Origin of the sequence: Enterococcus sp. DIV0901a (genome assembly GCF_051711525.1) — a bacterium.
Taxonomy (GTDB): Bacteria; Bacillota; Bacilli; order Lactobacillales; family Enterococcaceae; genus Enterococcus_B; species Enterococcus_B faecium.
This window is the reverse complement of the sequence record NZ_JBIOMW010000001.1, coordinates 104588-118381: the sequence shown is the minus strand read 5'-3', so window position 1 is coordinate 118381 and position 13794 is coordinate 104588. Positions and strand designations below refer to the sequence as shown.

Annotated in this window: 12 protein-coding genes; 2 read left to right on the top strand and 10 right to left on the bottom strand. The window is 38.0% G+C overall.

Annotated features, from left to right (window positions below):
• Window positions 1-38 precede the first annotated feature (38 nt).
• The 4 genes from IGL70_RS00605 to IGL70_RS00590 form a co-directional block, all read right to left on the bottom strand.
• Complete coding sequence (locus IGL70_RS00605) at window positions 39-2066, bottom strand: lectin-like domain-containing protein (RefSeq protein WP_002334280.1); 2028 nt, start codon at window positions 2064-2066, stop codon at window positions 39-41.
• A 144-nt stretch (window positions 2067-2210) separates the two neighbouring features.
• Window positions 2211-2939: a WxL domain-containing protein gene (locus tag IGL70_RS00600; RefSeq protein WP_002325942.1), complete on the bottom strand. Its 729-nt coding sequence runs from the start codon at window positions 2937-2939 to the stop codon at window positions 2211-2213.
• A 519-nt stretch (window positions 2940-3458) separates the two neighbouring features.
• The gene (locus IGL70_RS00595; protein ID WP_002294282.1) at window positions 3459-4358 is read right to left on the bottom strand and encodes a metallophosphoesterase; all 900 of its coding nucleotides are present in this window, start codon (window positions 4356-4358) and stop codon (window positions 3459-3461) included.
• 9 nt (window positions 4359-4367) lie between these two features.
• Window positions 4368-4724: an iron-sulfur cluster biosynthesis family protein gene (locus IGL70_RS00590; RefSeq protein ID WP_002287910.1), complete on the bottom strand. Its 357-nt coding sequence runs from the start codon at window positions 4722-4724 to the stop codon at window positions 4368-4370.
• A gap of 355 nt (window positions 4725-5079) precedes the next feature.
• Between IGL70_RS00590 and IGL70_RS00585 the strand changes: the two genes are divergently transcribed.
• A complete protein-coding gene (locus tag IGL70_RS00585) occupies window positions 5080-5376 on the top strand; it encodes a phenylalanyl-tRNA synthetase subunit alpha (RefSeq protein WP_002287909.1) in 297 nt (98 codons plus the stop codon).
• A gap of 643 nt (window positions 5377-6019) precedes the next feature.
• Here IGL70_RS00585 and IGL70_RS00580 read toward each other — a convergent pair.
• The 4 genes from IGL70_RS00580 to IGL70_RS00565 are packed head-to-tail and all read right to left on the bottom strand — an operon-like array spanning window position 6020 to window position 9650.
• Complete coding sequence (locus IGL70_RS00580; protein WP_002301160.1) at window positions 6020-6973, bottom strand: siderophore ABC transporter substrate-binding protein; 954 nt, start codon at window positions 6971-6973, stop codon at window positions 6020-6022.
• Window positions 6974-6995: 22 nt separating this feature from the next.
• Window positions 6996-7751 (bottom strand): iron ABC transporter ATP-binding protein, encoded by a 756-nt coding sequence (locus tag IGL70_RS00575; RefSeq protein WP_002301162.1) that lies wholly within the window; start codon window positions 7749-7751, stop codon window positions 6996-6998.
• The gene (locus IGL70_RS00570; protein WP_104858969.1) at window positions 7748-8707 is read right to left on the bottom strand and encodes an iron chelate uptake ABC transporter family permease subunit; all 960 of its coding nucleotides are present in this window, start codon (window positions 8705-8707) and stop codon (window positions 7748-7750) included. The genes IGL70_RS00575 and IGL70_RS00570 overlap by 4 nt, the downstream gene beginning before the upstream one ends.
• Entirely contained in the window at window positions 8700-9650 is a 951-nt protein-coding gene (locus tag IGL70_RS00565) for an ABC transporter permease (RefSeq protein WP_002294286.1), read from the bottom strand. Before IGL70_RS00565 ends, IGL70_RS00570 begins: the two co-directional genes overlap by 8 nt.
• Before the next feature lie 149 nt (window positions 9651-9799).
• Here IGL70_RS00565 and IGL70_RS00560 point away from each other — a divergent pair, with 149 nt between their 5' ends.
• Window positions 9800-10252: a YueI family protein gene (locus IGL70_RS00560; RefSeq protein ID WP_002294287.1), complete on the top strand. Its 453-nt coding sequence runs from the start codon at window positions 9800-9802 to the stop codon at window positions 10250-10252.
• An 87-nt stretch (window positions 10253-10339) separates the two neighbouring features.
• Here IGL70_RS00560 and gshAB read toward each other — a convergent pair whose 3' ends face one another.
• Together gshAB and ftsY are read right to left on the bottom strand one after the other, a co-directional pair.
• Window positions 10340-12607 (bottom strand): bifunctional glutamate--cysteine ligase GshA/glutathione synthetase GshB, encoded by a 2268-nt coding sequence (gshAB, locus tag IGL70_RS00555; RefSeq protein ID WP_002294288.1) that lies wholly within the window; start codon window positions 12605-12607, stop codon window positions 10340-10342.
• Window positions 12608-12793: 186 nt separating this feature from the next.
• A complete protein-coding gene (gene ftsY, locus IGL70_RS00550; RefSeq protein WP_002301165.1) occupies window positions 12794-13792 on the bottom strand; it encodes a signal recognition particle-docking protein FtsY in 999 nt (332 codons plus the stop codon).
• Window positions 13793-13794 lie beyond the last annotated feature (2 nt).

Genomic DNA, 13794 nt, shown 5'->3' with positions numbered 1-13794 from the left:
TTGAAACTCAATAATTTTGTTATATTCTTCTCTTCCTGTTAATTTCCTGGGACATCTGCAAGTATCCAAGATAGTTTCCCCTCAAAGGTTCCGATTCTTTGGTTTTCTACAGGAATATCTATTCTGATTCCACGATGAGCTGTAGAATCTAAAAGAGAGGACAAATCGCTTTCACCCTTTTGATTACTTTCGAAAATCGTAACAGCGGATGTCCCTATAACCGTTGTATTTTCAGAGGTAACAAAGGAAAGAGCTTCTGGAAGCTCAAAATCTCCATTTGTAAGAACTTTCTCTTGTTTCAATTGTAATTTCCAACTTCCAAAAGCCCGTTCATCTATAATTTTCAACCCACCTGAAAACTGTCCGAATTCACTTAATGGTCTACTGGATATTTTATGTTTTCCAAAATTGACATATTGAGGAGCAGTTGAGAGATAAAGTTTGCCTTTTCTGTAATAAAAATAGATATCCTCTGTATTTTCGGAGAAGATGCCTTCTGTATTCGCTGAATCCGAGTCAAAAACATACCCTTCAATATCAATAGGAGTTTCTTTATACTTCTCTCCTATTTTCCCAGTGATTGTTTTCATTTCAGCAATATCAATCTGACTGTCTTTATCTTTATAATAAACATGGATATCTATCTCCTTCAGCTTTGCGATCTTTAGGTTTATTTCATTCGATTGCTCAATCAAATTCTCGTTTTCAAGGTATTCAAAATGCATAGTGAGTACTTTTTCAGGAATTACTTCCTGCAAAGTTGTCTCCAATTCGATTATTAACGTATCTCCAGCAATAAAATAATCTGTCAGATTTAGCGTGACTCGATTTCCGGTTATCAAGATATCTTTGGCATCAATTTGATTTCCATTGATCAAGATATGCTCGGGAATAGTTAATTCTTGTGGGAGGTCGATACTAGTCTGCATTTTCTTATATTCAAGAAAATCCCCCTCGACCTTCAATGTATTTCTGATAGTTATCTTATCGTTTCCTCCAGCTTCAGCGATGGCCCCATAATCACTATCGTTGACTTTTACATCAGCTGTTGATGTGACATTCGATGGAAGTCGCGTGACAGCGACAGCATTTTCTTGAAAAAAAGTACCTGTTGAAGAAGTAAACCCCCAATTTACTTCTGTAGAACCAAACTGCCTAATGAGATCAGGTATAATCCGAGAAGAGCGACCGACACCTTCCAAATCATAAGTAAGACTTCTTTGCTCCGCGTCCCATTTAATTATTAACAAGCGCCATGTGCCATTAGAAAGAAATGTAGGAGCTACCGTCACGCCAGTATGCTCTCCAGAATAATTATTATTATTTGGTTTAGGCGTGACAAAAGCGACATGTCCATGCCCTCTATTATCAGCAGTTATCTCTCGATCCATTCGATCAGAAGAACCACTATTTTTATACGTATCAAACTCAATCGAGAGCGCATTCGCAATGTAAGGTTGGCCAGAACGAGTAGAATATGAGCCAATTCCCATACCTGGCGATCCAATAACTTGACTGGGATTACTAGCCATTCTAGGATCGCCAGTCAATGTAAAGGTCATGCCATCTCCCGCTCTATCTCGTTGATTTCCTAAGTATAAATAAGATTTAAATGTAAAATCCGAGAGTAAACTAATCTTCTTATTTGACCAAATAGCACCTCTTTGAGACCTTTCTGCTGGGTTCAACTGCAGTAACTTCCCATTTTCCAATATGGACGTGCTAGTACCGATAGGTGTTTGAAAAATTTTATCGATAGAAATAATATTGGGATCGTCAGGCAGCTCAACCGCAGAAATTGGTGCATCTTCCAGTCCTTGTTTGTCCGAACCCTCAGCTTCTACGTTGTCAGTGGTCTCTCCACTACTCGAAATACTTAAATCCTCACTGCTTTCTTGTGTCTGGTTGGATTCTATTAAACTGTCGAATGTCGAAGTGAGTTTGCTTTCTTCGTCTCTTCTATTTCCATGCTCCAACTGATTCAATTCCAAAGAGTACCCTATGATCGGAAAGATATTAGTCACTAAGAGACTGCTTAAAATGAGCACGATCCTCCTCTTTTTCAATATATCTTTTCCTCCTGATCGTTAAATTCCTAGATGAACTATTCGTATCCAAACAAATTTAGCCTAGCCTTTGACAATTTTTGCTCGATTACCTCGCAAGACAATATGACTACGTATTTATTTTTAACAGTTCTTTTCAGTAAACTAGTTGTTAGGTGTATCTTCTAATGTCCAAACTAATTTAGTGGAATATTGTTGCGCTAACTTGACAGATTTACCGGGTACCGAAAGCTGTACCGCATCTTGATTTTCATTTTCATTTGCACCAAATCGATAGACCCAAGTCCCCACACCTGTTCCTGATTTAGCATTAATTGCTAACGTATTGTTTCCTCCCGGTGTCAACGTTAATTCAGAATTCACCGTTTGCGGTGTATATGTTGGATCAACCAAAGAAACAGCCTGCCCTTTCGTAAATTTCAGCTGTGCTCCAACTAGTTCATCCCCACTGGCAGTTTTAAACTGTTCTGGTTGAGAGACACTTAATTTCCACCCAGATAAGGTACCTCTCCTATCTGTCACTTGGACATATGTCGGTTTTCTAGACCCATCGTTCATCACATCAGCAGCTGCATAATACGTTTTATCCGCAGTAGAAATTTTTTGAGTCCCAAATTTGAATTTTGATCCATAATCAATCGATAATGCCCCTCCTGTTCCAGGGCTTGGAGGATCTGATGGATCGACAGGTTTATTGGGATCAGGATTCTCTGGATCAACAGGAGGAGTTACACCCTCATCTCCTGCTTCAAATGTAATCGTTCCTTCTGTGTTATATTCCTTTGGGTATACTTCAGTTGCAGAAACAAAAGTCGTACTTGCTACCATGCTGAATAACATCGTTGTTGCTGTTAATACGATTTCTTTTTTCATCATTGACATTCCTCTTTCTTTATTTACTAAACATATCAGTCGATTGGATTAATCCATAGCAAAATTCTGTTTTACGATACTTATGAAATAAAAGAACATAGACCTATATTTGGTCCTATGTATCGATTAGTTATAAATGATTATCAGCCCGATTTGATTTCTAGTTTTTATTGCAACTTGATGCAAACACAATCTAGAAATACAGCTGTCATAGCCTTTAAAATAATTCGTAAGTCCCCCTCCTATCTATCAAAATGTGACTTGACTGCCTAGACTTCAATCAATATTAATTATAATTAAATAAAAAATGTATATTATATTTTTTTTTGTGATTATCGTTCAAAAAAAGAATAAACGCTTGCATCTAGTACTCTGCGAGTTACAAATCATCCGATCAAATAAACATTCGCTGATTATTTTCCACAAAAAAAGCAGCATATCCACGATAAATGGATCTACTGCTCTTACTTATCCTTATGTTTTACAAGGTATTTTCTTTTACACATTACTAATGCTGTCTCAATACGGAACGATTGTCATCGCCTGTTCAAATTCCTCTTGCAAATGTTGTGTTTGATAGGCTTGAAAGGCCGGATGATGGGCACGCAAGAGGACACGTAATTTCATGGGTTCATAGCTATCTAACAGCTGTTCTTTCAAGACAAAATCTCGGGTCAGCTGCCATTCATAATAATAACCAAAAGGTCTGCAGCTGTAAATCGTGTGACCGATGGATTTATCTTCAAAGCGACGATGCGTATGGCCAAAAACTACTTGTTTGATATTTGAATAACGGTCAAGTAATTCTCCGAATGATTCTGATCCTAAAAATGCATTTAATTTGTTCCAACGCTCATAAGGAGCAGATTGATACATGATAAATGCCCGTTTAGGAACGAAATGAGTGGATAAAATCACCTCAAGTTTTTTTGCTTCCAGCTGGTCTAGCAAATTTTTTGCAGCTGCAAGCATTTCTGCATTGACCTCGAGATCTGTTTTCCCACGCTGGATGAACCGATCATACCAATACAAACGCTTCATTCGTACGATTGCCTCGTAATCTTTCAATTCGGAAAACTGATAGTCGTACCAGCCATTCATCCCTAAAAGAACGGTCTGCTCATTTAAAGCAATATACCGTTCATTTAAAAAATGTGGGTCTGGAAAATGGTCCATCATCTGTTCATTGGGCACATCTGCCAACTCGTGATTGCCGAAATGAAATGTCGTAGATAATCCTTTATTGACGAAAAATTCGACAACAGCTAGGCAACGGTCTACTTTATTAGCCGTATCTCCGGCTAGATGAAGCCGAGTGATCTTGTGCTTTTGCAAAACTTGCCAAAGCTGCATCAGCTCTGATTCGCCGAATTTATTGATGTCCACATGTAGGTCGCTGATGATCGCCAATTTTCCCATTTTATCCCTCTAGTCTTTTCGAACAACTTGCAAGTTGCCTTTTCTCAAGCCGCTTGGTCCTTTTAATTGTAAACTATTATAAGTTGGTTCTAAAGCAAGTGTGGATGGATCATCCATGTAAAGTATTGCACTGTCTTTGATTTTGATTGGTCCAACTGGTGTATCAGCCACTACAGAATAAAGACTTAGATCTGTTTGTGTATCTTTTTTGACAATGATCAATCGAAATGCCGTGTCCAATTGGCAACTGACTTGGCTTTCTGCAAATGGACCGTCACCGTTTTCGATATCTAATAAAAGTTGATCGTCTGCTTCTAATTTATTCTTCAATACTTCTTGTGCTTCTTTTGTCACTTCTAATTTCATCTGTATCACCTCATGTCATAGAATAATCACTTTATTCATCAGATGCAACTAATTTGTCTGGTTCTGACTGTTCTCAATTTATTGGAAAGTAAGTCATTCGTTTATTATGATTTCTCTTATCACAAAAGAGACAACTTTCCCTTTTCTTCGTTCAGTTTCTTGAACGGAAAAAGACCCAAAAAGCAACCTGTTATTTGTTTAACCTTATTCCTTTCTTAAATAACAAAAAATACTATAAAAAATAAAAAACCTTTAACAACTATTGGAAAAAGAATTACTTTTTGTTCACGGATTATTAACAACTCTTCGGTAGAGTAAACTTATCAAATAAAAAGACTTCTTTGGAGGAATCACTATGAAGGAATATATAAAAAACATCTATTTTATCGAAGAAACACAAAATATCGAGGGTTCTTATATTGAAGTAAAAACACTCTTTGTCAATGAAGATAAAACCAAAGCATTGGATATTTATAAAAAATTAGCTTCAAAAAAAACGAATAGTTTTGGATTGATATTAAGCGAGTATAAAATCAAAGCAGAAGAGAGTTATTTCTATCAATTATTAAAACGGTGGAGTAAGCTTCCCGCCGATTTTTATCGAAAAATGCAGATCATCAACTATCAACCGCTTGCTGAGACACATGCCTAAATAGAGGTTGTGAAATCAGTGCTTTGAGCTAATACCGAAGGTCAGCTGATGGAACATCGTTTAGAAGAGATTGTGACAACTACGATTTGCTTTAAGTAATAAGAACGCTGGACAGAAAATAGCTTCTCATATTTTCTAGTCTAGTGGACTTATTGCCGAGAAGCAGCAGATGGAACATCGTTTAGAAGAGATTGTGACAACTGCGATTTGCTTTGAGTAATAAGAACGCTGGACAGAAAATAGCTTCTCATATTTTCTAGTCTAGTGGACTTATTGCCGAGAAGCAGCAGATGGAACATCGTTTAAAGAAGAGATCGGTACAAAATAAAAATATCTAAATTTAAGTTTTATCTAAGTTTCGCTTTGTACCTTTGATTCAAATCAAAGGAGGCGATCTTGATGCTGAAAAAATGGATCACACTATTTTTTGCCACTCCCCATTCTAGAATCAACCCGTATGATGTAGAGAATGAATTCACGTTGAAAAAAGATTTCCCAAATAAATAAAAACCATCCGTAAAATCATCAATACGATTTTACGGATGGTTTTTGATAACTTCTTTGAGGATAGGCTCTTGCTATTTAAGAATGTAAGAAACATTATTGTTACATAGTATGAGAGTTTAATCCTCTGTTATTTATGCTATTTAAATGCTTGATTCACATCTTCGATCATCAGTTTCATTGATTCTAAACCGCCCCCGCTTAAATACCAGACATCTGGTTCAAGGGAGATGATCTGCTGATTTTTACCAGCATTCGTTTGTGCTACCAGTTCATTGGCAGAAATATCATCTTTGCTGTCGTCTCCACCAATAGCTTTTGTTCTGTCTACTACAAATAAGATATCCGGATTTTTTTCCAGCACATATTCATAAGAAACACTTTGACCGTGAGTGGATGCTTCGATTTGATCATCTGCTTGTTCAAAGCCAAATAAATCATGGATGAAACCGAATCTAGAACCAGATCCGTAGGCTGATAATTGCCCTTCATTCACAAGTGTGACTAGTGCTTTTTTGTCAGTAGCTTCTGCTTTCTTTTTCGTCTGATCGATTGCACTAGATAATTCCTCTAATTGAGTTTTAGCTTCTTCTTGCTTACCAAAGATCTCCCCTAAAGCAGTGACATTTTGCTGGAAAGATTCCCATGGATTTTTCGCATCTAAAGAAAGGAAAATGGTCGGAGCAATTTGACTTAGATCTTTTTGAAAATCTCTTTGCCGGCCAGAAATGATGATCAGGTCTGGCTGAAGCTGATTGATTTTTTCTAAGTCTGGTTCTTTGATCCCACCTGCTGATTCCACTTTTTTATAGGATGAAAGATACTCAGGAAGGCTGCTTGTAGCTGCTCCAACTACCTTATCTCCAACACCAAGAGCATCCATCGTATCTAAAGAACCATTGTCGAATACGACGACTTTTTCAGGATTCTTTGGCACCTCGATTTGATCGCCATTACTGTCTTTTATCGTTAATGCCGTTTCAGCTTGCGTACTGCTTTTCTTTGTATCTGCCTGACTGGTGTTGTCACTATTTCCACATGCTGCTAAACCAAATGATGCTAGAATCAAGATACCTACTACTAATTTTTTCATCTCTTCTCTCCTAATGTTAGTTTTAGAAATAAAGACAGAATCTGCGACCTTCAATCTCACAAATTCGTATGTCCATTTCGTACAATTCGTCCAGTACATCTTTTTTTATCATTTCTTGGGTCGTTCCTTGCGTGAATAACTGCCCATCTTTCATTGCAATAATTTCGTCTGCATAACTTGCAGCAAAGTTGATATCATGAAGAACAATAACAATTGTTTTCCCGATTTCTTGTACTAATTTTTTTAAGATCTGCATGATTTGAACCGCAAAATTCATATCTAGATTGTTCAAAGGTTCATCCAGTAAAATATAATCCGTGTCTTGCGCTAGCACCATTGCAATATACGCACGTTGGAGTTGACCGCCTGAAAGAGTGTCAATCGATTGATCCGCTATTTCTTCTAACCCAAGGTGTTCCAGTGATTCCTGAACGATTTCCTCGTCTTTTGTCGTCAATTTTCCTTTCGTATAAGGAAATCGTCCAAATTCTACTAATTCTTTCACGGTGATTTGGACATTTATTTCATTCGATTGTCGTAGGATCGATAATTTTTTGGCTAATTCATTGGATTTCCAAGCCTTTACTTCGTTATGGTCTAAATAGATTTCACCTGTATCTTTTGGTATCAAACGACTGATCATCGACAACACCGTTGACTTTCCAGCACCATTTGGACCGATAAAAGCAGTCAACTTCTTTTCAGGAATCGTTAACTGTACATCTTTAACCACTGATTTTCCATGGTACAGTTTATTGACCTTTTGTAAATCAATCATAGGATACTCTTCCTTTCGCGAATCAATTTTGTGACAAAATAAATTCCTCCGACAAATTCAACGACGACACTCACTGTTGTATTCCAGCCGAAAATCTGCTCTACTGCGAGCTGTCCTCCTGTCAGAAACAGCATAGCTACCAGAAAGCTTCCGATAAATAGCTGACCATGACGATAAGTAGAAAAGACACGATAACTGATATTTGCGACAATAAACCCTAAAAAAGTAACTGGACCCACAAGAGCCGTTGATGTCCCTGTCAAAAGACTGACACAACATAAAATCAAAAATTCAAAACGATCTGTGTCTATCCCGAGGTTTACTGCTTGTTCATTTCCGAGATGGAAAACGTCTAGCACATGTCGATATCGAAATAACAGGTACCAGCAGCCGATAATGATCAAAGAAGCAGGCAAAAGATACTGATTCTGGATATTGCCAAAGCTTGCAAATAATCTGCCTTGAAGCAAATCATATTCATTCGGATCCATGATGACTTGTAAAAAGGTACTGACACTACCAAAAAGCGTACCTAAAATCATCCCTGACATCAGTAATAAAAAAAGATTCGCTCTCATTTTTTTCAAAAGAAAGAAAAATAACAATAGACTCAGCCCGACCATCAGCCCAACGTTCAATAAGAAAAAAACTGTACCTGTCTGCTGAAGCATCGTCACTCCTCCGATAAAGAAGAAAAGGACCGTTTGGACAAGGACATATAACGACTCAAGTCCCAATACTGAAGGAGTCAAAAACTGGTTATGCGTAATTGTCTGAAAGCTGATTGTGGCACTGCTGACAGCTAGCGAGACAAGGATAAATGCAAAAATTTTCTTACTCCTCAATGCCCATGCAAAATGCCAGTTTCCATATGTATGGATCGTCAAGTACATTCCTGTAACAAATAAAACAAGAACAAGCATACCAATAAAAATAGATGGCTTTTTTTTAAGCATATCGTCGCCCCCTTATCAGAAGATAAAGGAAGATAGCCCCACCGATGATTCCAACGATCACACTGACTGGTATTTCATAAGGAAAAATCAACACGCGAGCGACAAGATCGCAAAATACTAAGAACAAACTACCTGCTAAAGCAGTTACGCCAATTGTTTTGTGCACTTGATCTCCATATATTCTAGAGACAAGATTCGGAATGATCACTCCGATAAAAGGAATGCTTCCTACCATGATCAACATGACTGCACTAGCCAATGATACTAAGCCAATGCCTAAAAACTGCATCTTCTGGTAATCTATTCCCAAATTTACTGCAAACGATTCGCCCAGACCAATGATCGTAAATCGGTAAGCAAATAGCCAAACCAAGAGCAACAATGGAACAACAGCATACAATAACTCATAATTTCCTCGTATCACAGTCGCAAAATTTCCTTGAAGCCATGAAGTCATATTTTGTACCAACTGGAATTGATAAGCAAAAAAAGTAGCAACTGAACCAATGATATTCCCTAACATGACTCCAATCAACGGAAGCATCAATTGATTTTTCTGGGGGAACAATCGCGTAAGGGATAAAAAAAGCAATGTTCCTGCAAAAGCAAAGCAAAATGCTGTCAAGGATCGGACAATCAAGGATGCACCAGGTAGGAAAATCATAGCCACTAAAATACCTAAACGCGCACTATCCATCGTGCCCGCAGTCGTTGGTGAAACAAATTTATTTTGGGTCAAATGTTGCATGATCAACCCACAAATACTACTGGTCGCTCCCACAAGGATCAAACAAATCGTTCGTGGCAAACGAGTCACTAGCAAGATTTGTAAGCTTTGCCCATCTAACTGGAGCAGTTCTGACAATTGTACATTCGATACTCCGATGAACAATGAAATACTACTTAAAATAACTAATAATGCTACTAGTCGTCCGTAGCGCATCCAATCCACCTTTCTAATTGAGAATGATTTTCATTCTTATTTTAAGTGAATCGTTGAACAAAAGCAACCGCTTTTTCATATGTTTTAGGTATTATTGGGAATATGCTATAATCGTAAGAAAGACAAAGAGAAGAAGGAGGGTATTTTTTATGGCACAAGATGATGTAAAAAGCCATTTGGATAAGGGACTTTATGGTACACCTTTAGTGAACCCTGAAGAACAGCATAAATATTTAGGGACATTCAGGGAACGCTGCTATCTTAGTATGACTGTTGCTGAAATGATCCAACCAAAAAACAAAGAAAACTTTTTAAAAGAACTCAAAAAACATCCAGATGCTTCCATACTCTTGAATGGGGCTCTACCCCTTTCTGTCCAAAACCAATATATCCAGCTAGCAACGAAAAACAATAGCCGATTTACTGTAGTCAACGATTACGTCACTGCAAATCCTGAGGAATTCGGATTGCTCTTAACAGCAAAAGAAGCAGTAAATGAACCTGTGATTGATATCGAAAAAAAATACCCAGAAGAAAACTCTTCGCCAGTTGAAAAAGAAAAACCAAAAAAGAAAAAAAGCTTCTGGGATCGTTTATTTTAAAACGAAAAAACACATAAATTTTTACATGCAAAAAAGCTTTTGATCAGATTGACATCAAATAGGACAATCTGTCAAAAGCTTTTTCTTTTAAAATACTTCAGGATATAACAATTTCAATACATTCATCGTCAATCTTCTGCCTTTTCCTGCAAAGGGATAAACATGCATATGCATGGCTGGATTGAAATTTGCTTCGATGATCCCATATGCTTTTTTATCAGTTGTAGGATCGATTTCTTTATCTGGTATAATCAAATCGATACCACTAATCTTAGCTCCTAGTGCTTCTACCGCAGAAACGGCGATTTTTTTGTAAGCTTCAGAAAATTCATCAGTCATATCGATCGAATCACCACCTGTACTGATATTTGAGTTCTCCCTTAGATAAACAATTTGATTGGCTTGGGGAACTGATTCGATCGTCAACCCTTGTTCTTTCAACATCAATTGTTCTAATTCACCTAATTGGATCAATTCTAAAGGTGCACGATGATTCGTTCCACGCAAAGGGTCACTATTTTTTTCTTCAACAAGTTCTTTCACTGTTCGGATACCGTCACCAATAACATTAGCAGGGACTCGCAACATGATGGCTTGGACTTCTCCGTCGATCACAAAGAAACGATATTCCGTTCCCGGCATAAATTCTTCTACTAAAACCGAACTGTCTTCACGAAAAGCAATGGCTAAACCTGCTTGATAATCTTCCAGACTAGCTCCTTCCTTGAAAATCGTGATACCTAACCCGTAATTGGTTGATTTAGGTTTGATCACAAATGCCTGCTCGGCAAATCTCGGATAAGCTTTTACCGCTTCTTCCATGGATGAAAATTCTGCGCCTCCTGGTACCCGGAACCCAGCTTCTTTTAAGACTTTTTTCGTTACTGTTTTGTTTTCCATGATAAGTGGGACGATATAGCTGTCCTTACTTGTCATGTTTGCATTTTTCACATATTCTACATGGTCTTGGAATTGCAGACGCAAAAATTGATCCGACTCATCTAATACTTTGACTTGGACACCTTTTTGGATGGCATCGAACATAAATATCTGAGTAGAAAGTTCCATTTCGCGAAAACCGGCCAACTGATAGGGACGTTCATGGCTTTCTTTATAATATTGATGTCCCAATGCCACAGCAACTTCTTGCTGACTCGATAGCTGTGCTTCTTGATAGAGTTTCGCTGCTAACGTTTGTTCAGGATGATCCATTTGAGTCAATGCTTCCTCTACTAAATAAAGAGAATCCAACCAATCCAATTCAACCAGCATTTGCTTCATCCCTTCAAGAATTTCTCTACCTTCTTGATGAAATTCTGTTTGATCTGATGGTTGTTCTAGTGCTACTTTGTTATTTCGAGTCGTACCTTCTGCTACCCATTGGTCACAGTCTTCTTTTTCTTCTGTCCATAACATGTACATCAGGAATAATTGTAAGAACCGAACTTGCTCTGGATTGATACCCAATCTTGCATAAGGATTCAAATCGATATTCCGCAATTCAATATAACGAACACCTGTTGTTGCTAAATCTGCGACTTTCTTTCCGCCTCGGAAACGAAGCGGTGTATAAAATTCTTTCTCCTCCGAAAGTTTCCCTTCTTCGATCATTCGCTCGATATCTGCTAAATACTGTTTCATAGAAGCATAGGAAACTTTCACATTTGGATGATTCGTATAGCCCAGCGCACTGTTACGAATACTGCGAACAGGTTCTTGCGGATGTGATTCATCTAAAAAGTAGTTCTTCTCACTCATTGGTGAAGCACCGAATAAATAAGTGATCATCCAGCGATAGCGCATAAAGTTTCTCGCCGTTTTCAAATAAAGTTCTGTTTTGAATTCGGAAAAATCTTGAAATTCTTCCTGATGGCTGAACAATGTTCTTAGCAACTCATCGCCAAATTCAAAATTGAAATGGATACCGCTTACCATCTGTTTTCGCTTCCCGTATTCTTTTGCTAAATAACGTCGATACAAGACATCTTCGAAATTTTTTAATTTTGCAATAATGATCGCTTCGTCTTTTTCCGGTAAGGCAGGTGGCATACTTAATGGCCAGATCATCTCTTCTTTCGGTATAGAACGAGCAGTCACATCATAAACAGCAGCGAGATACTGAAATAATTCGGGAATAGAATCGGTAACAGGAGTGATCATCTCTGTTTGTGTTTCGCTAAAATCTGTTTGGATATAGGGGTGATAGGATCGATCGCCAAAGATTGCTGGATGATCGGTTTTTGCTAGATTTCCTGCAAGATCAACCCGCTGTCCTTCCCGTTCTATACCAAATCGAGCTTGGTCGATAAAAGGGCGCGCATTGACATGCAATAATAATTGCTTAAAATTCATCATTAAGTGACCTCCAATTCATATGAATCTAATTATAATCAAAAAGTCTAAGAAAAAGAACGAAATTGTTTGAGAACCGCTTACAAATAAGTATAAAAATGAAGGCATCAAAAACACAGCTATGTTAAAAACAATCATTCAAACAAGGAGCTGCAACTTTTGTCACAGCTCCTGCTTTTTAGACATGGGTTATTCTTCTTTTAGTAATCCTTTGAACAATCCAACGACAAAATCATTTGGATCAAACGGCTCCAAGTCATCGATTCCTTCACCAAGACCGACCAATTTCACTGGTAAATGCAATTCATTACGGATAGCAAGTACGATACCGCCCTTTGCTGTACCATCTAATTTTGTCAAAACAAGACCGGTCACATCTGTTGTTTCTTTGAATTGTTTTGCTTGAACCATCGCGTTTTGACCAGTTGTTGCATCTAGTACAAGAAGTGTTTCTTGGGGTGCTTCTGGTAATTCCCGCTGGATTACTCGTTTTATTTTTTCTAATTCGTTCATCAAGTTCACTTTATTTTGCAGTCGGCCTGCAGTATCAACTAGTAAAACATCTGCCTGCTCTATCTTTGCTCTTTCCAAAGCATCGAATACGACAGCTGCTGGATCGCCGCCTGCATTGCCACGAACAACTTCAACACCAGCGCGTTCGCCCCAGACAACTAACTGGTCGATTGCTCCAGCGCGGAAGGTATCTGCTGCTGCCATCAATACTTTTTTACCTTCGTTTTTGAACTGATGGGCAAGTTTACCAATACTTGTTGTTTTCCCTACACCATTAACACCGACAAACAAAATAACTGTTAGTCCGTCTTCTTGGATATTTAGTTCATTTACTTCATTGATTCCTTCCGCTTCATAGAGATCCACAAGTTTCTCGATGATCGCATTTTGGACTTCTGCCGATTTTTTCGCATTTCTGAGTTTCACTTCTTGACGTAATGCTTCGGTGATTCGTATCGCTGTTTCAAAACCTACATCTGCACCGATAAGTGTTTCTTCTAATTCTTCAAAAAAGTCTTCATCGACTGTTCGAAAATTGGCAAACAACTCATTCATCCGTTCACCAAATGTTTTACGCGTCTTTTCTAAACCCTTGTCGTACTTCTCCTGTACTTCAACTTCTTCTGTTTTCTCTTCGCCAGTAAAAGCACGCTTGATTTTATCAAAAAATCCCATTT

Bases quoted from the DNA above. Each gene is read 5' to 3' on its own strand.
- IGL70_RS00600 (WP_002325942.1), bottom strand. From the start codon at position 2,939: ATGAAAAAAGAAATCGTATTAACAGCAACAACGATGTTATTCAGCATG.
- IGL70_RS00595 (WP_002294282.1), bottom strand. From the start codon at position 4,358: ATGGGAAAATTGGCGATCATCAGCGACCTACATGTGGACATCAATAAA.
- IGL70_RS00590 (WP_002287910.1), bottom strand. From the start codon at position 4,724: ATGAAATTAGAAGTGACAAAAGAAGCACAAGAAGTATTGAAGAATAAA.
- IGL70_RS00585 (WP_002287909.1), top strand. From the start codon at position 5,080: ATGAAGGAATATATAAAAAACATCTATTTTATCGAAGAAACACAAAAT.
- IGL70_RS00580 (WP_002301160.1), bottom strand. From the start codon at position 6,973: ATGAAAAAATTAGTAGTAGGTATCTTGATTCTAGCATCATTTGGTTTA.
- IGL70_RS00575 (WP_002301162.1), bottom strand. From the start codon at position 7,751: ATGATTGATTTACAAAAGGTCAATAAACTGTACCATGGAAAATCAGTG.
- IGL70_RS00570 (WP_104858969.1), bottom strand. From the start codon at position 8,707: ATGCTTAAAAAAAAGCCATCTATTTTTATTGGTATGCTTGTTCTTGTT.
- IGL70_RS00565 (WP_002294286.1), bottom strand. From the start codon at position 9,650: ATGCGCTACGGACGACTAGTAGCATTATTAGTTATTTTAAGTAGTATT.
- IGL70_RS00560 (WP_002294287.1), top strand. From the start codon at position 9,800: ATGGCACAAGATGATGTAAAAAGCCATTTGGATAAGGGACTTTATGGT.
- gshAB (WP_002294288.1), bottom strand. From the start codon at position 12,607: ATGATGAATTTTAAGCAATTATTATTGCATGTCAATGCGCGCCCTTTT.
- ftsY (WP_002301165.1), bottom strand. From the start codon at position 13,792: ATGGGATTTTTTGATAAAATCAAGCGTGCTTTTACTGGCGAAGAGAAA.